Consider the following 21,988-nt stretch of genomic DNA (forward strand, 5'->3'; position numbering starts at 1 on the left):
TCAAGCGGGGGTGTTCTTCCCGGCTCGGGCGCGCAAGCTCTACGAGCTGTACCGGAGGCACGAGTCGCTGGACGAGATCGACGCCGAGACCCGTGCCGTCATTGAGGCGCGGTACTTCCGCAAGAGCTTCGAGGAGGTGTGGCAGGACACGCGCGCATTCTTCGCCGTCCGCGACCCCCGCGAGATCGAACAGGCCGAGCAGAACCCGAAGCACAAGATGGCGTTGGTGTTCCGCTGGTACTTCGGGCACAGCCAGCGCGCGGCCATGCAGGGTCTGGAGGAGTACCGGGTGGACTTCCAAGTGCACTGCGGTCCGGCGCTCGGCGCGTTCAACCAGTGGGTCCGCGGCACTGTCCGGGAAAGCTGGCGCAACCGGCACGTCGACGAGATCGGCGAGCTGATGATGCGCGAAACCGCGGTCTGCCTGGAACAGCGGCTGGACGAGCTGGTGAATGCGGGGGCCCGATGACGAACCAGACGGCGGTGGCGGTGACCGGCATCGGCTGCCGGGCGCCGGGCGCCCGCGACCACCGCGAGCTCTTCGACAACCTGTGCCGGGGCGTCAGCACGGTCAGTGAGATCGATCCTCAGCGGTGGGATCCGGCCGACTTCTACTCCCCGGACATCTCGATACCCAACAAGACCGTCAGCAAGTGGTGCGGCCAGATCGACGAGCCGTACGGGTTCGACGACAGCTTCTTCCGGTTGTCGCCCAAGACGGCCAAGCTGATGGATCCCCAGCAGCGGCTGCTGCTGGAGGAGACCTGGCACTGCGTCGAGGACTCAGGCACGCCGCTGCGGGCACTGCAGCAGGCCCGCACCCTCGTCTTCGTCGGCGTCGCCGCCCGCGACCATCTGCAGCAGGGCAGCGAGCCCGGTACCACCGTCGAGGCGTACACCACCTTTGGCGGCTCCGACTACATGCTCGCCAACCGGATCTCGCACGCGTTCGGCCTGCGCGGGCAAAGCATGGCCATCGACGCGGCGTGTGCCTCGTCCGCGGTCGCGATCCACCTGGGCATCCGTGCGCTGCTGGACGGAGACGCCGACTTCGTCCTCGCCGGCGGGGTGCTGCTCAACCTCCACCCGTGGAAGTACATCTCGTACTCCAAGGCGCGGATGCTCAGCCCGTCCGGACTGTGCCGGACCTTCGACAAGGACGCCGACGGGTTCGTTCCGGGCGACGGGGTCGGAATGGTCATGCTGCGCCGGCTGGACGACGCGGTGCGCGACGGCGACCACGTCTACGGGCTGCTGATGGGCAGCGCCGTCAACCACAACGGCGCCGGGCGCACCATCACCGCGCCTTCTGTAGCGGCACAGCGGGACGTCATCACCGCGGCCCTGGACCGTGCCGGCTTCGATCAGGCCACGGTCGGCTACGTCGAGGCACACGGCACCGGTACCCCGCTCGGCGACCCCATCGAGGTGGAGGCGCTGCACCGGGTGATGTCCGGCGTGCCGCGCGAAGACGGCGGCTGCTGGATCGGCTCGGTCAAGCCCAACATCGGGCACCTGGAGGCGGCCGCCGGGGTCGCCGGCCTGGTCAAGGTGCTGATGATGATGGCGCACCGGCGCATCCCACCAAGCGTTCACCTCAGCACCGTCAACCCACTGATCAAAGTGGACGATGGCGTGCTCCGCCTGGCCCGCGAGGCGACCGCGTGGGAACCGGTTGGCGACCAGCCGCTGCGGGCCGGGGTCAGCTCGTTCGGCGGCGGCGGCGTCAACGCGCACCTGTGCGTCGAGGAGCACCGCCCGGCAGCGGATACCGGCGCCGACCCGCTGGCGGGTACCCCCCAGCCGTTCCTGCTCTCCGCGCCCTCCGCCCGGTCGTTGGAACTGCTGCTGGACCGCTGGCGGGCGGGCCAGGCCGGCGACGGCTGGATCCGCGGCCGGGTCACCGACATCTGCGCCACCCTGGCCGCCGGCCGCGAGCAATTCCCGGTGCGAACCGGCGGCCTTGTGTCCACCGTGGACGACATTGTCGCACTGCTAGCCGATCCGCCGGCTCCGATCCACCCGGAGTCCTCGCCGGAGTGCGCGCTGCGGGTGGGCGAGCTGGCCGTGCCGCCGCCCTTGCCGCTCGCCGCGTTCCTTCACGCGCCACCCGTCGCCAGCGTCCTTGCCGCCATGGAAAGCGAGGCTCCGGCAGCCGGTGCGCAGCTCGCCGCGCTGCGCCGCGGGGACGGCGGGCCGGCGGAGCGGTTCCTGCTCACCTACCTCGTGGTGCGGGTGCTGCGGGAGCTGGGAGTGCGGCCGGCGACAGTAACCGGGTACGGCGCCGGCGCGGTGGCCGCGCTGGCCGCGACCGGGGCGCTCGACTGGCCGTCCGGGCTGGAGCTCGCGCGGGGCGGCTCCGCGCAGGTACCTCTGCGCGCCCCGGACGTGCCGCTCGTGCACGCCACGAGCGGCCGGACCGCCTACCCGTACCTTGTCGACAGCGGCTACTTCGACGAGCTGCTGGACGGCCTCGTAGTGGAGCCGGAGGTGGCCGCCGCGGTCGCCAGCCGGGCGGCCCCGATCGTCGGCAGCCAGCGGGTACTACGCCGCGCGATCGACGAGTGGAACCGGGTGCTGGGCCTGCGCGGGCTGGGGGAGTGGCGGATTTCCACCGACGAAGCCGGCCTGGCCGCGGACACCGGCGTCGACCCCCGCTGCACACTGGTCCGCGTCCTCGCCCTGGAGAACGCGTTCGACGAGCTCAACCGGGCATGGAAGCTGTCGCTGGACCGGCTGGCGCCCGACCGGCGGATCGCCGAGCTGCTGGACCTGCTCGCTGGCGGCCTGCTGGACCCGGACGGGCTGCTCGGACTGCTGACCGGTGACCCAGCGGAGCGGGTCGCGATCGCGGACCGGGTGCAGCGTGGCGCCGCCGGGCTCGGCATCTCCAGCGATGGCCGGTACCTCGCGCTGAAGGACCGCGCGCGGATGCCCGCCGGGCTCGAGGCGGCCGCGGCCTGGATGCGGGACGCGGCACCGGGCGCCGCTGACCCAGCCCCTGACGTCGCTGTCGCGGTCTCCGTCGGCAGCACGCCCGACATCCCGGGCGGCGCTGACCACGTGGCGATCGCCGATCCGCAAGCGCTGGCCGACCAGCTCGCGACGCCGCTGCTCGCACTGTGGCGGCGCGGCCTGGCGGTCGACTGGCATCGGTTCTACGCGGGTCGCGGCACCCGCAAGGTGCCGCTGCCCACCACGGAGTACGTGCGGACCGTGTACCGGCACGCGCCGGCCGCACTCGCGGACCAGCCACAGGTGCGCGGCGTGCGGCTGGTGGAGCTGGACGCCGGCTGGGTAACGGACGCCGGCCCGGCAACCCCGGTGCGGGAGAGGACGGCCCTGGTGGTCGCGCCCGCCGATCTGCTCGACGAGGTACGCGAGGCGGCGGCCGCTGCCCTTCCCGCGTACCGCCTGGCTTTCGCCGGCATCGGTTCGCAGTACCGCCACGAGGCGGCCGACGGATGGACGGTACGCACCGAGGAGGGCGACTGGGACCGGCTGTTCGCGGGGCTCGCCGGGCAGGGCCTGCGCCCCCAGTACGTCGTGCGGCTGGCCGGACCCGACGGCGCCGACCTGGCGCGGCGGGTCGAGGACAGCGTGCTGGTGCCGTTCCTGCTCGCGCAGCGCCTGCTCCGGCGGCGCGACGGCGTACCCACACTCATCCTCGACGTTGCCGCGCTCGGCGCGCCGGAACCCGACGCGGCGGCGGCACTTGGCCGGAGCCTGCGCTGGGAGAGCAGCTCGGTGCGGCTGCGACCGATCACAGTGGACAGTGCGCCGGCGAGCGCCGAGACCTGGCGCCGGATCGCCGAGGAGTTCGGCATCGCGGGCGACGACCCGGTCCGCCACCGCGGCGGTGTCCGGTACGCCCGCCGCTTCACCATCCGGGAACCCGAGCAGCCGCCGACCCCGCCGAACCCCGTGATCCGGCCTGGCGGGGTCTACCTGGTAACCGGCGGCCGGGGCGGCCTCGGCCAGGCGGTCGCCGCCCATCTGCTGTCCGTGCCCGGGGTCCGGGTCGCGCTGGCCGGCCGCAGCCTCATGACCACCGAACTCGCCCGCGACCTGGCGACCGTCGCCGAGGCCGCCGGCGACCGGATCGCGTACTTCCCGGCTGACGTGTCCGACCTGGAGTCCACCCGGACGCTCGTCGCCGGCGTACGCCACCGGTTCGGACCGGTCAACGGCGTGGTCCACGCGGCCGGCGTACTGCGTGACGGGTACCTCGTGAACAAATCCGTGGCAGATCTGGGTGCGGTACTGGCGCCGAAGGTGCACGGCGCGGCGAACCTGGACCTGGCGCTCGCCGACGAGCCGCTCGACTTCTTCGCGCTCTTCTCGTCCCTGGCCGCCGTCACCGGAAACCCTGGCCAGTCGGACTACGCGGTCGCCAACGCCCTCATGGAGGCGTTCGCGGCCGACCGGGAGCAGCGGCGCACGGCGGGGACCTGCCGGGGCCGTACCGTGGCGATCGGCTGGCCGTGGTGGGACGCGGGCGGCATGACCGTGCCGGGCGGAACCGGCACGGTGTTCAGCATCGACAACGGCTTCGCGCCGATGCCGGTGTCGGTCGGCCTGGCAGCTCTGGACACCGCGCTGTCCGGCGCCTCCGCCCAGCGCCTGTTCCTGTACGGCGACCCCGAGCGTGCACTGCCCTTCTGCCACGGCGACCAACGCACGCCGGTGCCTGAGCCGCCGTCCCCGCCTGGCGACAAGCCCGAGGTGCCCTGGGCGTCCCGGTACGTATCGTTGCTGTTTTCCGAGCTGCTGGACGTTCCGGAGCGCGACATCGACGCCTCGCGCGGGCTGGACAGCTACGGCATCGACTCGATCCTGGTGCGCAACTTCAACACCCGGGTGGAACGCGACCTGGGCGTGATCCCGCACACCCTGCTGTTCGAGTGCCGTACCATCGCGCAGGTCGCAGCGGTTCTCGCGAGCCGCTTTCCGGAAATCGCCGCCGCGCCCCCCGAGCGGGCCGAACTCCGGGCGGTCGAGCAGGCCGCACCCGCCGCCGCGGCGGCCGTTGCGGTGCGGGCCGCGCCACGCCCGCGTGGCGAGCGGGAGCCGGTGGCGATCATCGGGGTGTCCGGCCGGTACCCCCAGGCTCCGGACCTGGACGCGTTCTGGCGCAACCTAGTCGGCGGCCGCGACTGCGTGACCGAGATCCCGGCCTCGCGGTGGGACTACCGCGAGCGGTTCACGGCGGAGCCGGGGGCCGGCACCTACTGCAAGTGGGGCGGATTTCTGGACGGCGTCGACCGGTTCGACCCGCTGTTCTTCAACATCTCACCCCGCGAGGCGGAACTGATGGATCCGCAGGAGCGGCTGTTCCTGCAGACCGCGTGGGACGCCTTCGAGGACTCGGGCTACCCGCCGTACCGGCTCGGCAGCCCAGACAGCGCGGCTGAGCGCGCGGTCGGCGTCTTCGTCGGCGTGACCACCCAGTCGTACCTGCTGTGGGGACCGGACCAGTGGCGCCTGGGCAACATGGTGATGCCCACCTCGACGCTCTGGTCCATCCCGAACCGGGTCTCCTACTGCCTCGACCTGCGCGGCCCGAGCATGCCGGTGGACACCGCGTGCGCGTCCTCGCTCACCGCGCTGCACCTCGCGTGCGACAGCCTTGCCAAGGGGGACTGCCGCCTGGCGCTGGTGGGCGCGGTCAACCTGTACCTGCACCCGAGCAAGTACGACTGGCTCTGCCAGATGCAGATGGTCTCCCGCACCGGGCACTGCCACACGTTCGGCGCGGGAGCAGACGGCTTCGTGCCCGGAGAGGGAGTGGGCGCGGTCGTACTCAAGCCGCTGGCCGACGCCGAACGGGACGGCGACCGGGTACTCGCGGTCATCCGAGGCACCGCCGTCAACCACGGAGGGCGCACGAGTGGGTTCACCGTGCCCAACCCGAACGCCCAGGCCGACCTCGTCACCCGCGCGATACGTGCCGCAGGGCTGGCCGACACCGGGATCAGCTACCTGGAAGCGCACGGGACCGGCACGTCGCTCGGCGACCCGATCGAGATCGCCGGGCTGGGCAAGGCATTCGACCAGCTCGGACACCGCGAGGTCTGCGCCATCGGCTCGGTGAAGTCGAACATCGGCCACCTGGAAGCCGCCGCAGGCTTGGCCGGGCTGACGAAGGTCCTGATGCAAATGCGGCACCGCCAGCTCGTACCGTCGCTGCACGCGGAACCGGCCAACCCGAGCATCGACTTCGCCGCCACTCCGCTGCGGGTGCAGCGCACGCTGGCGCCGTGGGAGCGTCGCCGCGGTACGGACGGCACGGAACTGCCGCTGCGTGCCGGGATCAGCGCGTTCGGCGCGGGCGGCGCCAACGCCCACGTGATCGTCGAGGAATACCTCGGCCCGCAGCCGGCGCCCGACGCCACCCCGGGCGAGCACCTGGTCGTGGTATCGGCGAAGAACTGGGACCGGCTGCGCGAACACTCCCGGAACCTGGCCGAGAGCATCCGGGCCCAGAGGGAGGACCTCAGCGTCGCCGAGGTGGCGTACCAGCTGCAGGTGCGCCGCGAACCGCTGGCCGAGCGCGCCGCGGTATTGGTATCCACAGTGGACGAAGTGGTCGGCGCGCTCGGGGCGCTGGCCGACGACCGGGCCCCGGACGCACCGTACTGGACGCGTACCGGGCGGCGAGAGCCCAAGCGACCCACCGCCGGCCTGGCCGAGCTCGCCCAACATTGGGTCTCCGGCGGCGATGTGCGGTGGGAGACGCGGTACCACCGCCCGCTGCGCCACGTCGCTCTGCCCGGCTACCCGTTCGCCGAGGAGCGGTACTGGGTCCCCGAAGCCGAGCCGGAGGCCGGGCCGCCCGTGGAGCACCCGTTCCTCACCGGCTCAGGTACGGACGGCACGTTCACCGCCCGGTTCATCGGCGACGAGTTCTTTCTCGACGAGCACCGGGTGCACGGCGAGCGCGTCTTTCCCGCGGTCGGATACCTGGAGATGGTCAGGGAAGCCGCCACCGCCGCCGGGTACGCAGCGCGGAGTCTGTCCGGCAACGTTTGGGCGCACCCGATCACGGTCCCCGAGCCACGGTCTGTCCACATCGAACTGTCCGGCGACCCGCGCGGCGCGCGGTACGCGGTCTACAGCGACGGCGCGGCGGGCGAGCGGGTCCTACACGGCCAGGGCCGGGTCGACGACTCGGACGACGCCCGTGCACCCGAGCGGCTGGACCTCGCCGGCATCCGCGGTCGATGCCCGCACAGCATCCCCGGCGCCGACTACTACCCCTGGTTGCACCGCCTCGGACTGCAGCTCGGCCCGGCCTACCAGGGCGTTCTGGACCTGCACTGGGGAGGCCGGGAGCTGCTGTCCGAATACCGGCTGCCGGACCAGGTCGCGACCAGCGCCGGCCGGTTCGTGCTACATCCCTCTACATTGGACTCCGCGATCCAGGGAGCGCTCTGGCTGTTGGGCCAGCACGACCGCCTGGACCACCTGCATCTGCCGTTCACGATGGGCTCGTGCGAGATATTCGGCCCGACCCCGCGGCACGGGTTCGCCCACGTGGTCGTCCGCGCGTCCAGCGACAGTGGCAAGAGACTCGACATCCAGGTCGCCGACGCGGCCGGCGACGTGGTCGTGCGGATCCGCGACTTCTGGTTGCGGCGCTGGCAGGTTGGTGCACCTGGGCAGCCGGGTACCTTCCTACGACCTGACTGGGTGGCCGCCCCCCGTAAGGCCACCACGGCGGCTCCGGCGGTTTCCCCCGCCGCCGGAGCTCCGCCAATCCTCGTCCTGGCGCCCTCACCCGCGGCTGGGCGGTTGCTCGCCGCGGAACTGGAGCGCTCAGGCGCCGGACCGGCGAGCGTGGTGCTGCCTGGCGCGGACCTGGCGGCGGCGGTCGCCGCCCTGCCGGCGAGCAGCGAGCCGCGCCGCGTACTGCACGCCTGGGGGCGCACCATGTTCACGGGTACCGCCGCCAGTGCGGCCAGGCAGGTCGATGACGGGTTCATGCCGCTGTTTCACCTGGTGGGGGAGCTGCTCCGGTCGGGCGGCAAGGGCCCGGTACACCTGCTCTGCGGATACCCCGCGGTGGACGCGGGCGCACCCGGGTACGAGGCGCTCGGCGGGTTCCTGCGCACCGCCCAGCGGGAGAATCCACGGTTCGCGCACCGTCTCGTCGACCTTCCCGAGGGAGAGTTCGCGGAGCTCATCGAGGGTCGCGGCCCGGCGGCGGCGCGGCTGGCCGCCGAACTGCCCGATCTGCCGGGCGCACCGGAACAGGTGCGGTACCGGTCGGGCGGGCGCGAGGTCCGGCGCTGGACTCGCGTCTCGCCGCCGTTCGTGGCCCGCCCGGATGCCCTGCGCACCGGCGGCACGTACCTGGTTACCGGCGGAGCCGGCGGACTCGGCGCGCTGGTGGCGCGGTGGCTGGCCGAGACCGCGTCGGCCCGCGTGGTCCTCGCCGGACGCTCGCCGCTCGGCCCAGCCGCGGAGGCGGTACTGGCCCAGGTGCACGACGCGGGCGGCGAGGCGCGATACGTGCCGGCCGACATCTCCACGATGGAGGGAGCTGAGGCGGCGGTAAGGGCGGCCCGTGAGGCGTACGGCGAGCTGCACGGCGTGTTCCACGCGGCGGGCGTGCTGCGCGACGGTTTCCTGGTTAACCTCGATGCCGCTCAGGTCGCGGCGGTGCTCGCGCCAAAGGTAGCCGGCGCGCTGCACCTCGACGCGGCGACCCGGAGCGAGCCGCTCGACTTCTTCTGTCTCTTCGCCTCCCTCGCCGGTCCCATCGGCAGCGTGGCCCAGGCTGGGTACGCCTATGCCAACAGCTTCTTGGACGCCTTCGCCGGCTGGCGGGAACGTCAGCGCGCGGCCGGGCTGCGCTCGGGCCGGACCACGTCCATCGACTGGCCACTGTGGGCAGACGGCGGGATGGCCGTCGACGACGAGGTGCGCGAGTCACTGCTGCGGCACTTCGGGATGCGCCCGCTGGACACCACCGACGGCCTCCGTGCGCTCGCCACCGTCCTCGACAACGTGACCGGCCAGATCGCGTACCTGCCCGGCGACGGCAGCCGGCTGGCCGCCCAACTGGCCGGAGAGCCTGAATCCCCTCCGCCTCCAGCCTCGCTGGAGGAGCCCGCCACGGGCCCCGCGGCGCAATCGGAAGCGAAGCTGGTGCGGCTGCTGACCCGCATGGTGGCGGAGATCGTGAAGCTGGATCCGGCGCGAGTGGACCCGGCCGAGCCGATCGGCAGCTACGGCTTCGACTCGCTCGCCTTCAACCGGCTGGCCAACGAGGTCAACAAGGCGTTGGACCTCGACCTCACGCCGGCCACCTTCTTCGAGTACACCACGGTCGCCGACCTCGCCGGCCACCTGCGGGACCGGTACCCCGCACAGTTGGCCGCCCTTGTCACCGCGCGGGTACCCGACAAGGCTCCGGCCGCCCCCGTACCGCCGGCCGTCCCAGCGCGCGAGCCCATCGCCATCGTCGGCATGTACGGCCTGATGCCAGGCTCGCACGACCTGGCCGAGTTCTGGTCGCACCTCGACCGCGGCGACGACCTGGTGACCGAGGTGCCGCCAGACCGCTGGGACTGGCGCGAGCACTACAGCGCGACACCAGGAGCGCCGGGCAAGACCAACAGCAAGTGGGGCGCGTTTTTGCCCGAGGTCGACACGTTCGACGCCCGCTTCTTCGGCATCTCGCCGCGCGAGGCCGACCTGATGGACCCGCAACAACGGCTGTTCCTGCAGACCGTCTACCGCACGATCGAGGAGGCCGGGTACGCGCCATCCGACCTCGGCAAGGGCCGCACGGGACTGTTCGTGGGCGTGGCCAGCCACGACTACTACGACCTGCAGCGCGACGCCGGGCTCCCGGTGGAGGCGTACACCACTACCGGCTACTTCCACTCGATCCTCGCCAACCGGATCTCATACCTGCTGGGACTCAAAGGCCCGAGCGTGCCGATCGACGCGGCCTGCTCGAGCTCCCTGGTGGCCATCCGGTCCGCTATCGAATCGATCTGGGCGGGCAGCTCGGACGTGGCCATCGCGGGCGGCATCAACCTGCTGATCTCGCCGATGATCTACATCTCGTTCTCCCGCGCCGGGATGCTGAGCCCGACCGGCCGCTGCCGCACGTTCGACGAGGGGCCGACGGGTACGTGCGCGGCGAGGGCGCCGGCGCGCTGTTGCTCAAGCCGCTGTCCCGCGCCCTCGCCGACGGGGACCACATCCACGCGGTGATCCGCGGCAGCGCGGTAAACCACGGCGGCAAGGTGAACACACTGACCACGCCGAACCCCAACGCCCAGGCCGACCTGCTCGTGAGCGCCTTCGACGAGGCGGGCGTCGACCCGGCGACCATCGGGTACATGGAAATGCACGGCACCGGCACGGCACTCGGCGACCCGATCGAGGTCAACGGCCTGAAGAAGGCGTTCCGGGAGCTACGCCGCCGAGCCGGACAGACCGAGGTGACGGCGCCGGTCACGCTGATCGGCTCGGTCAAATCCAACATCGGGCACCTGGAGGCCGCCGCCGGCATGGCCGGCGTGTTCAAGGTGATCCTTGCCATGCGGCACGGCCGGATCCCCGGAAACCTCCACATCGCCAACGTGAACCCGCACGTCCAGCTGGACGGCACCCCGCTGCGTATCGCCCGGACCACCGAGGCATGGCCCCGCTCACGCCACGCGCAGACCGGCGCTGAACTTCCCCGCCGCGCCGGTGTCAGCTCGTTCGGCTTCGGCGGGATCAACGCCCACCTGCTCATCGAGGAGTACGTACCGACCGACCGGGCCACCGAGCCGGAGCCGGCCGGACAGGTACTGGTGCTCTCCGCGCGTACCGCCGAGCAACTCGTCGAGCGCGCCCGCGACCTGGCCGCGTTCCTGGAGCCCGGGCCGGACCAGACAGGGCCGGCCGCCGCCGGCGTCGAGGCGGAGCTGTCCGACGCCGCGGCGGAGCTGTTGGACGTGCCCCCAGCCGACGTGCCGACCGCAGAGACCCTGGAAGACCTCGGCTTCGGCCTGGCGCGGCTACGCGACCTGCACGACTGGATCGTCGAGCGGTACCCGGCCGCGGCGGGCGCACCGCTACTGCCGACCGAAACACTGGCCGGCGTCGCGGCGCGGATCGCGGCGCGGCAGCCGGCGACCGCCGCCGGGTCGCTGCGCGAGGTCACTTACACCCTGCAGGTCGGGCGGGAGCCGATGGCCTACCGCCTCGCGCTGGTTGTGAACTCGGCCCGCGGCGCGGCCGCCGCGCTTCGCCGGTACGCGGATTCGGGCGACCTGCCGGCGGGCGGGTACGCCGGGCAGGCCGACCCGGCGCTGCGCGGGACACCGGCCGACCCGGCGGCGGACCTGCCGGAGCTGGCCAGGCACTGGACGGCCGGCGGTGAGGTGGACTGGCCGAGCCGGCACAGCGGGGACCAGCCGCGGCGGGTGTCCCTGCCGACGTATCCGTTCGCGCGGGTACGGCACTGGATCACGACGCCTACGGGTGAGCGGACCGCGCCACCGCGTCCGGCGCCCTGGACAGCGTTCGACGAGCCGACCGGTGACCTCGCGACAGGTCTGGTGTACCGAACCCGGCTCACAGCCACCGACCCGGTCGTACGTGAGCACCGAGTCCACGGCGCGGCCGTACTGCCCGGGGTCGGCCATCTCGAGATCGTGCACGCGGCCGTCGCGCACGCGGTACCGGAGGCGACCCGGCTGACCCGGGTGGTGTGGCTACGCCCGCTGGCCGTACCTAACTCCGGCCTGGACGTCCTGGTGCACCTGACCCGCACCAGCGCCGGCATCGAGTACCAGGTGCGCGCGCTCGAAGGCGCTGAGCCGGTCACCTACTCACAGGGCGTCTGGGACGTGCCGGCGGCCGGGGCGCCGCCGTTGCCGCCACAGTCGCTGGCGCGGCTGCGCGACCGCTGCCCGCGGATGCTGCCCGCAGACGAGCTGTACGCGCGGTTCCGGGCCTGCGGCATCGACTACGGCCCTTTCTTCCGCGGCCTGCGGGAGATACGCGCCGGCGACGGCGAGGTCTTCGCCACCGCGCGGGCGGCCACCGCGGATCCGGCGCGGCCACTGCACCCGACGTTGATGGACGCCGCCCTGCAGGCGGTCGCCGCGCTCGACTCCAGCGGGCCCGCGCCGGCCCGGCTGCCGTTCGCGCTGGAGGAGATGCGGGCGGACGGCCCGCTCGGCACGGCATGCCACATCCACGTCCGGAAGCGGGGCGCCGACGGGTACGACGTGGACCTGCTCGACGAGGACGGCCGGGTACTCGTCGCACTGCGCGAGCTTTCGGTGCGCGAGGCGGTCGCCCGCGAGACGTCCGAACCGTTCTTCTACGCGCCGTACTGGGAGCGGCAGCCGGCACCGGCGGGCGCGCCACCGGCCGGGCACGGCAGCTGCCTCGTGGTGCACCCGGCCGGCGCCTTCGGGCTGGCCCGGGACATCGCCGCGGCCTGGCCGGCCGGGCAGGCTCGCACGCTCCAACTGGACGACGAGGTTGATATCTCGGCGCTCGCCCGGCGACTGCGGGACGTAGGCCCGGTACCACATGTGTGGTTCCTCGGCGGGCTGCGCGAGTCGGCCACCGATTACGGCGACCCCGCGCCGACCTTGTTCGCTCTGGTCAAGGCACTGGCGGAGGCCGACCTGATCCAGGGCGTCGAAACGCTGCGGGTACTGGTCAACGGCGTGCACGATCCGGCCGGCCGGCGTACCACGAATCCCGCCGCGGGCGCGCTCGTCGGCTTCGTGAAGGCCCTCGGCAAGGAGTACCCGCGCATCGCCGCGGGCTGCCTCGACATCGGCGTACCGGTGGGCGCCGCCCTCGCCGAGCCCGACCGGGCCGCACTGGTACGCGCCGTGCTCGCCGAGCCGCAAGGCGACGACGAGGTCGCGCTCGTCGACGGCCACCGGTACGTGAAGCGGCTGCGGCCTGTCGCGCTGGCGGCACCGGCCCGCCCGGTGTTCCGGGAGCGCGGCACGTACGTCATCGTGGGTGGCGCCGGCGGCATCGGCCAGGCGCTCGCCCGGCACCTGGCCTCTACATGCCGAGCCCGCCTGGTCCTGGTGGGGCGGCGCATCGCGGACGCGACGACAGCGGCCGAACTCGCCGCGCTGCAACGGCTGGGCGGCGAGGCGCTGTACCGCGACGCCGACGTGACCGACGCGGTGCGGCTTGCCGGCGTCCTCGCCGAGGCGCGGGAGCGGTTCGGTCGCATCCACGGTGTCGTGCACGCGGCGATGGTGCTTCGCGACGGGATCCTGGAGCGGATGGACGCCGGGGCCTTCACAGCCGTGCTGGCTCCCAAGGCACGCGGCACCGAGGTGCTCGGCGACCTGTTGCGCGGGGATCGGCTGGACTTCCTGCTGCACCTGTCGTCGGTGCAGTCCTTCACCGGCGCCGCAGGGCAGGCCAACTACGCCGCCGCTTCGACCGCGCAGGACGCGCACGCCCGCCGGCTGGCCGGCCGGGGTGCCTACCCGGTGAAGGTGGTCAACTGGGGCTACTGGGGAGAGGTTGGCCGGGTCGCGTCCGAGAGCTACCGCCGCGGCATCACCGCGCGCGGCTTCCACCCGATCGGGACGGCCGAGGGTATGGACGCGCTGGAGCGGGTGCTCGCCTGCGACGAGTCACAGGTCGTCGCGGTCCGGGCCGAACCCGAGGTGCTGGCAGCCATCGGGGTGCGGGAACCCGAGCCGGTACCGCCCCGCCCGCCGGTACCCGACGTGGCGCCGCTGCCGCTCACCGACGCCGGCGAGTGGGAGCGCGCGGCCGGCGAGGACTTCACCGCCCGCGTCCTTCTGCGGTCGCTGCGCCGGGCCGGCCTTTTTCCGCACCCGGGCGCCGGGCACACCGACCCGCACGCCGAGCTCGGCGCGCTGCCCCGGTACCGGCGGCTGGTCGACGCGCTCGCCGCCATCCTCGTCCGGCACGGGCTTGTGGCCTACCAGGATGGGCGGTACACGCTGCTCGACCCGGCCCGGCCGGTACCCGATGGCGCCGGGCTGCGCGCGCGGTTCCCCGACCTGGCCGCTCGGCTTGAGCTCGTGGAGGCATGCCTGGGCCGGCTGCCCGAGGTGCTGCGCGGCACGGTGTCCGCGACCGAGGTGCTGTTTCCGGGCGGGTCGACCGAGCTACTCGGCCGCGTGTACCGGGGCGAACGGCTGGCCGGATACTGCAACCACATCGTGGCCGAGCAGGTGGCCGAGGCGGTGCGGCAGCATCCGGCCGCCGAGGTACGGGTACTGGAGATCGGCGGCGGTACCGGCAGCACCACGGAGGTGGTGCTGGACGCGCTGCGCGCCACCGGGACCCGGGTCCGCTACACGTTCACCGACGTCTCCGACGCCTTCCTGCGCCAGGCGCAACGCACCTTCGCCAACGGCGGGCCGGTGCCGGTCACCGTCCGCCGGCTGGACATCGCCCAGCCGCCGGCCGCGCAAGGGTGGGCGGCCGGCGGTTACGACGTGGTGCTCGCCGGCAACGTGATGCATGCGGTCGCCGACGTGGGCGCCGCCCTCGCGCACACCCGCGAGCTGCTCGCCCCCGGCGGCCGCCTCGTGCTCACTGAGGTGACCCAGGTGCAGGCGTTCCACACGGTCACCTTCGGGCTGCTGGACGGCTGGTGGCATTACGTGGACGAGGCCAACCGGCTGGAGAACGCGCCCCTTCTCGACACATCGATGTGGACGCGCAGGTTGGAACACGCCGGGTACCACGCCGTGCGGGCATTCGGCACCGCCACCGTACCGGCGGACCTGTCTCAGCGAGTCATCGTGGCGCACGCACCCGTGGCGCCACCGCAGCCGCCCCCGGCAGCTGCCAGCACCGACAGCGAGCCGCTGGAGCGTTGGCTGCGCCGGCTAATCTCCGACCTGACCGCGCAGACCCTCAACATGCCAGTCGCCGAGGTGACGCCGAACAAGCCGTTGTCGTCGCTGGGCCTCGACTCGATCGTTGGTGTGGAGCTCATCAACCGGCTCAACGCCGCGCTGGACATCACCCTCAAGACGATCGTCATCTTCGACCACCCGACGGTCGCCGACCTGACCGCGTTCGTCCTCGGCCGGCACGGCGAGCAGGTGGCGGCGCACGCGGCCGCCGCAGCTCCGGCCCCGCCGCCATCGCCTCTGGCTCCGGCCGCGCCGCTTCCGACCGCGGCGGCACCACCTGCGCCGTCGCGCGTGGCCGCCGCGCCGGCGTTGGCCGCGTCGGCAGGGCTCCGGGCGGTGCGGTTCACCCGGCCCGGCAGCCCGCGGGACCTCAGCATCGCGCCGATCGAGCCGGCCGCCCCGGACCCGGCGAGGTCGAGATCCAGGTCAGGGCGTTTCCGATCAACTTCTCGGACCTCCTGCTGGCCAATGGCCTGTACCCGATCATGCCGGACTACCCGTTCACCCCGGGCGTGGAGGTGTCCGGCGTGGTGGGCCGGGTCGGCCCAGGGGTGACCACGCTCCGCCCGGGTGACGAGGTGATCGCCCTGACCCGCCCCGAGATGGGCGGCCAGTCCTCGGTCGTGCTGACCGACGAGAACTTCGCGGTACCCAAACCGGCGAACGTCTCGCACGAGGACGCCTGCGGGTTCCCGGCCGCGTTCCTTGCGATGTACCTCGCCTTCGAGTGGGCCCATGTGCGCGCCGGGGAGCGGGTGCTGATACCGGCGGCCACCGGCACCAACGCGCTGATCGCCGTACAACTCGCGCAACTCGCCGGCGCCGAGGTCGTGGCGACCGCGGGCTCGCCGGCAAAGGTGGATTTTCTGGCCGGGATCGGCGTTGCGGGCGCGATCGACCACAGTCGCGCCGACGTGCCGGCGGAGGTGCTGGCCCGCACCGGAGGGCGGGGCGTCGACGTGGTCGTCAACACGCTCGGCGGCCGGGCCATCCAGCAAGGGCTCAGCGTGCTGGCGCCGGAGGGCCGGTACGTCGAAATCGCGGTCTTCGGCCTACAGTCCTCCGGCCCGCTGGACCTGTCGCGGCTTGTAGACAACCAGCGGTTCTACAGCCTCAACGCCAAAAAGTACTTCCTCGCGCACCCGGACCGGCGCGCCGAGTACCTGCGCACCATGGCCGCATACCTGGAATCGGGGAAGGTGAAACCGTACGTCAGCCACGTGCTGCCGTTCGACCGGATCCACGATGCGTACGCGCTGAAGGAGGACCGCGCGACGATCGGGCGGATCGTGGTGACGGTACCCGATCCGGCGCCCGCCGCCGCGAAGCCGGTCCGGGTGGCGGCGCTGGCACGCGAGAACGCGGCGGGTTCGACGGACATCGCGGTCATCGGGATGGCTGCCCGGCTGCCCGGCGCGCGCGACGTCGACGAGCTGTGGGCCAACCTGGCCGCCGGGGCGAGCGCGATCCGCGAGATCCCGGACAGCCGGTGGTCCAACACGCGCTTCTTCGACCGCGACCCGGCGAACCTGGACACCACGTACTGCCGCTGGGGCGGGTTCCTCGACGACGTGGACCGCTTCGACGCGCCGTTCTTCACGATCTCGGGCAAGGAGGCCGAGCAGACCGACCCCCAGCAGCGCGTGTTCCTCGAAGAGGCGTGGCGGGCGATCGAGGACGCGGGCTACACCGGGGACCGGCTGGCCGGCCAGCCCTGCGGAGTCTTCGTCGGTGCCGGCGCCAGCGAGTACCTCACCCGCATGAACAAGGCCGGCGCGGTCAAGCAGGCACAGGCGTTCTGGGGCAACGAGGCATCCATCCTGGCCGCGCGCATCTCGTACTTCCTCAACCTCAAAGGGCCCAGCATCGCGGTGAACACCGCCTGCTCCTCGTCGCTGGTCGCGGTGCACCTGGCCTGTCAGAGCCTGCTCGCCGGGGAGACCGACATAGCGCTCGCCGGCGGGGCCTTCATCACCTTGGCCCCGGACTACTTCATCGTTGCCAGCAACGGGAACATGCTCTCACCCGAGGGGCGATGCAAAACCTTCGACGCGGCGGCCAACGGGTTCGGGCCGGGCGAGGGCGTCGGCGTACTGGTGCTCAAGCCGCTGGATCGGGCGCTGCGCGACGGCGACCAGATCCACGGTGTCATCAAGGCGACCGCCATCAACCAGGACGGCCGGACCAACGGCATCACCGCCCCGAGCGGGCTGGCCCAGACCGATGTCGAACTTGCCGCGTACCGGCGTGCCGGCATCGACCCGGCAACGATCGGATACGTCGAGGCGCACGGCACCGGTACCCCGCTGGGCGATCCCATCGAGGTCGAGGCGCTCACCAACGCGTTCCGGACATACACCGACCGCACCGGCTTCTGCGCGATTGGGTCCATCAAGACCAACATCGGGCACACCGCAGCCGCCGCTGGCGTGGCGGGGATCGTCAAGGTACTGCTGTCCTTCCGGCACGGGAAGATCCCGCCGTCGCTGAACTTCGAGCGCCCCAACCCGCTGATCGACTTCGCGAACTCACCGTTCTACGTCAACACCGAGCTGCGCGACTGGGCTCCCGATCCGGCAGGCCCTCGGCGCGCGGCGGTCAGCGGGTTCGGTTTCAGCGGTACCAACGCCCACGCGGTCCTCGAGGAGCCGCCGCCGCGGGCGCGGGCAACCCCGCCGGCCCAGCCGCTCGTCGCGGTACCGGTCTCCGCGCACACCACCACCGCGCTGCGGGCGCGCCTGGATCGGCTCGCCGCGTGGCTGTCCGGACCGGGCGAGGCGTTCTCGCTCTCCGAGATCGGCTACAACTACCAGGTCTTCCGGGAACACCGGCCAGTGCGGGCGGTCTTCCTGGCCCTCGACCACGCCGACCTGGCCCAGCAAATCCGGGACCGGGCACCGCTCGGGCCGCCGGCCGGGACGCTCGGCGACCTGGCAACCCGGTACCTGGCCGGGGACGATGTGGACTGGCGCGCGTGGTGGGCCGGGGCGAGCTGCGACCGGATTCCGTTGCCCGGCTACGCGTTCGACCGTCACCGGTACTGGTTCGCCGAGGACGACCAGGTCTACGCGGACGGCACCGAGCCGGCGGATACGCCAACCACACCCCGGTTCCAGCCCGTCGCCGGGAAATCCGCGAACGGCACCGGGACGACCAGCGTGCGCGCCACCTTGACCGGCCAGGAGTTCTACCTGCGCGACCACGTGGTGAACGAGCAGCGGGTACTGCCCGGCGTCGCGTACCCGGAGTTCGCCAGGCGGGCCGCCACCGCCGCCGGGCTGCCGGCCGGCCCGGTACACGACCTGCAATGGCTGCGCCCACTGGAGGTCAATGGATCACCTGTCGACCTGACCGTCCACTTCAGACAAGAGGAGGGCGGGCTCGGCTTCGAGTTCCGGTCGGCGTCGCGCGCCGCCGAGGTGGTGCACGCACGCGGGATGCTGCTGCCCCCGAGGGTACCCGCACCGCGGGACCGGTGGACCTGAGTGCGGTGGCGGCGGCCTGCCCGCGGCAGCTACCGGTCGCCGACCACTACCGTAAGCTGCGCGCCCTCGGCTTGGCGTACGGCCCGGCCCTCACGGCCATCCAGGAGATCCGGGTCGGCGACGGGGTCCTGCTGGCCCGGCTGCGGCTCCCCTCGGTCACCGAGCGGGATGGCTTCGACCTGCATCCGTCCCTTATGGACGGCGCACTACAGACACTGGGTGCGTTCGACGGCCCGGGTCACCTCCAGCTTCCGCTGTCGGTCTCGACCGTGACGCAGTCGGACGCCTTGCCGCCTGAGTGCTTCGCGTACGTGACGGCGATGCCGGCGCAGCCGGGGGACGCGGTGCGCGCCTTCGACATCCGGCTCCTCGGCGACGATGGCCGCGAGCTGGTGTTCCTGCACCATCTCACGATCAAACGGGCGTCCGGTGGCGAACCGGCCCCGCCCGACAAGTTGCGCGCGCTGCTGCACCGCCTGCGTACCGGTGAGATCAGCGAGGCCGAAGCGGAAACGGCGATGGAGGCATCCCTTGCGAACTGACGCGCACGGCCGCCGAGCCGTCCTGAGCAAGGTCAAGACCGGCGAACTCGACGTCGAGGAGGCCACCCGGCTCCTCCTCGCGGGGACGGAGCCAGCGCCCGCGCCGGCGCCGCGGGACCGGGTCCTGGCCTGGCTGGCCGGGCTGGTCGCGGAGGAGGCACGGGTACCGGTGGAGCAGATCGTGCCCGAGGAGCGGCTGGACCGCCACGGGTTCGACTCGGTGATGGCGCTCAACCTTGTACGCGCGCTGGAGCGGGACCTGGGAAAGCTGCCAGCCACGCTGCTTTTCGAGTACCAGACGCCCGCCACCCTCGCGGACTACCTGCTGGACCGGCACGGCGAGGCGCTCGGCCGGCGCTTCGGCGCAACCTCCACCACCGGGGCCGGGCCGGTCGGAGGCGGTGCACCGCTGCCTGAACCGACGACCGTCGCGGCACCCGAAGGACCGCAAGAGCACAGCGACCACGTCGCGATCGTCGGGCTGAGTTGCCGGTTCCCGCTCGCCGACGACCTCGACGAGTTCTGGGCCAACCTCGCCGCCGGACGCGACTGCATCACCGAGGTACCGGCCAGTCGCTGGGACGTCGCGCGCCACTTCGACCCGGTACCGGGGAAGCCGGGCAAGACGTACAGCAGGTGGGGCGGCTTCATCCGCGACGTCGACGCCTTCGACAACGCCTTCTTCAGCATCTCTCCGCGCGAGGCAGAACGGATGGACCCGCAGGAACGACTGTTCCTGCAGGAGGTCTGGCACGCGTTGGAGGACGCCGGCCTGTCCCGCTCCCACCTGTCCGGTGCCGCCGTTGGCGTCTACGTCGGCGTCATGTACTCGCAGTACCAGCTGTACCAGGCGGAGCAGGCACTGTACGGAAACCCGCTGTACCTCGGCTCCTCGTACGCCTCCATAGCCAACCGGGTCTCGCACTACTTCGACTTCCGCGGGCCGAGCCTGGCGCTGGACTCGATGTGCTCGTCCTCGCTGACCGCGCTGCACCTCGCCGCAGACGCGCTGCGCCGAGGCGCCATCACCGCGGCCGTCGTCGGCGGGGTGAACCTCACCATCCACCCGGCCAAGCACGCCGACCTCAGCCAGGGCCGGTTCGCCTCCACGGACGGCAGGTGCCGCAGCTTCGGCGCCGGCGGCGACGGGTACGTCCCGGGCGAAGGGATCGGCGTCGCGGTGCTCAAGCCGCTGTCCGCCGCGATCGCCGACGGTGACCGGGTGCACGCGGTCATCCTGGCCAGCGCGATCGGCCACGGCGGACGGACCAGCGGGTACAGCGTGCCGAACCCCGCCGAGCAGACCCGGCTGATCCGGGCGGCGCTGCGCGACGCGGGCGTGGACCCGGCCGACGTCGGATACGTCGAGGCGCACGGCACCGGTACCGCGCTGGGCGACCCGATCGAAGTGCGCGCGCTCGCCCAGGCGCTCGGCGCCCGGGCGTCGGGTACGCCCGCGTGCGCGATCGGCTCGGTGAAGTCCAACATCGGGCACCTCGAAGCCGCGGCGGGCATCGCCGGGCTCGTGAAGACCGTGCTGCAGATGCGGCACCGCACGCTCGCCCCCACGCTGCACGCCGACCCGCCCAACCCGCACCTCGACCTCGACGCCGCCGGGCTGCGGGTACCGCGGTCGGTGGAGGACTGGACCCCGCCGGAGAGTGGGCTGCGGACCGCCGGGCTCAGCTCCTTCGGCGCTGGGGGCGCCAACGCCCACGTGGTCGTCCGCGAGTTCCGGCCGGCGCCCGCGCCCGCCCTTGCGCCCGGGCCGCAGCTGATCCTGCTCTCCGCCCAGACCCCCGAGCGGCTGCGCACGGTCGCCGCCGGCCTGGCCGCCGAAGCGGACGCTCACACCGGTGGCGGCGCCGCGAGCTGGCTAGCCAGCGCCGCCTACACGTTGCGGGTCGGGCGGGAGGCCCTTGACCACCGGCTGGCCCTGGTTACCGCCGACACCGCCGACCTCGGCCGCCGGCTACGCGCGTTCGCCGGCGCTGGAGCGGCCGGTGACCTCGTCGTCGGCACGGCGGACGGGTCGACCCGACCGGCGGAGGGCGACCAGACGCGCGTCGCCGATCTGCTGGCCCGCCGTGCCCTGGCCGAACTCGGCGAGCTGTGGGTGCGCGGGGCGGCCATCGATTGGTCCACACTGGACAGCCCGCGTCCACCCAAGACAACACTGCCCGGGTACCCGTTCCTGCGCGAGCGCCACTGGCCACGGCTGGCCGGGCCGCCGGATGCGGCGGTGTTTCCCCGGACGTCGTCGCATCCGCTGCTCCACCGCAACGAGTCCACCTTCCATCGGCAACGCTTCGTCACGTCGTTCGACGGAGCGTCCCCGCTGGTGCGCGACCACGAGGTGAACGGCCGCGCGCTGCTGCCGGCCGCCGCCGTGGTCGAGATGGTGCTCGCCGCCGGCCGCCGTTCCGGGCTGGCTGGGTCGCTACGCCTGCAGGACACGGTGCTGGAGGCGCCGATCGAGGTCCCGCCGGATGCGCGCTGCGAGATCGCCGTCGAGCTGGTCCAGGCGGAGCCCGGGATCAGCTTCACGGTCTCGGACCCCGACGGCCGGTCCGTGTACGCCCGGGGCCGGCTGGCCGCCGGCGCCAGTCCGGCGCCGGACAGGATCGACGTCGAGGCGCTGGCAGCGACCTGCGGCCCGCCGCTCGACGCCGAGACCTGCTACCGCACGCTGGCCGGAAACGGGCTGCGGTACGGGCGGGCGCTGCGTGTCCTCGACGACGTGCGGCTCGGCCAAGGTCGGGTACTGGCGCGGTTCCGGCTCCCCGAGCAGTCCGGCACCGCGCCGTACGAGGTGCATCCGGCGCTGCTGGACGGCGCGTTCCAGGCCCTGGTCGGCTTCCGCGTGGACGGACCGGGGCCTGCACGCGTTCCGTTCGTCATCGACGAGGTGGCCACCACCGGCACCGAGCCGCCCGGCACCGGCTGGATCCAGGTGACCGCGCGGGCGGCCGGCGGGCAAGCCGATGTGTTCGACCTCGCCGTCGCCGACGACAGCGGCCGGGTCGCCATCCGCGTCAGCGGCCTTGCCGTACGGCCGGCGGCC

At 72.7% G+C, this 21,988-nt stretch carries 5 protein-coding genes and 1 pseudogene; all 6 read left to right on the forward strand.

The features are described 5' to 3' along the window. Nucleotides 1–10: 10 nt before the first annotated feature. Nucleotides 11–469, forward strand: coding sequence for a beta/alpha barrel domain-containing protein (locus Pflav_RS43355; protein WP_197938026.1), 459 nt, complete (start codon nt 11–13; stop codon nt 467–469). Continuing rightward, entirely contained in the window at nt 466–10,230 is a 9,765-nt protein-coding gene (locus tag Pflav_RS06260; RefSeq protein ID WP_173034447.1) for an SDR family NAD(P)-dependent oxidoreductase, read from the forward strand. Before Pflav_RS43355 ends, Pflav_RS06260 begins: the two co-directional genes overlap by 4 nt. Then, entirely contained in the window at nt 10,149–15,452 is a 5,304-nt protein-coding gene (locus Pflav_RS06265) for an SDR family NAD(P)-dependent oxidoreductase (RefSeq protein ID WP_173034448.1), read from the forward strand. Before Pflav_RS06260 ends, Pflav_RS06265 begins: the two co-directional genes overlap by 82 nt. Continuing rightward, the gene (locus tag Pflav_RS44960; protein ID WP_269474609.1) at nt 15,359–18,382 is read left to right on the forward strand and encodes a beta-ketoacyl synthase N-terminal-like domain-containing protein; all 3,024 of its coding nucleotides are present in this window, start codon (nt 15,359–15,361) and stop codon (nt 18,380–18,382) included. The genes Pflav_RS06265 and Pflav_RS44960 overlap by 94 nt, the downstream gene beginning before the upstream one ends. Beyond that, nucleotides 18,373–18,924 (forward strand): polyketide synthase dehydratase domain-containing protein, encoded by a 552-nt coding sequence (locus Pflav_RS47180; protein ID WP_173034449.1) that lies wholly within the window; start codon nt 18,373–18,375, stop codon nt 18,922–18,924. The genes Pflav_RS44960 and Pflav_RS47180 overlap by 10 nt, the downstream gene beginning before the upstream one ends. Further along, nucleotides 18,869–21,979: pseudogene (locus tag Pflav_RS06290) on the forward strand (beta-ketoacyl synthase N-terminal-like domain-containing protein); the annotation flags it as partial. The gene Pflav_RS47180 and the pseudogene Pflav_RS06290, both read left to right, overlap by 56 nt. Nucleotides 21,980–21,988: the final 9 nt, after the last annotated feature.

The organism is Phytohabitans flavus, from assembly GCF_011764545.1.
GTDB classification, from domain to species: Bacteria; Actinomycetota; Actinomycetes; order Mycobacteriales; family Micromonosporaceae; genus Phytohabitans; species Phytohabitans flavus.

Coding starts and splice junctions, on each gene's coding strand:
- Pflav_RS06260 (WP_173034447.1), top strand. CDS start 466: ATGACGAACCAGACGGCGGTGGCGGTGACCGGCATCGGCTGCCGGGCG.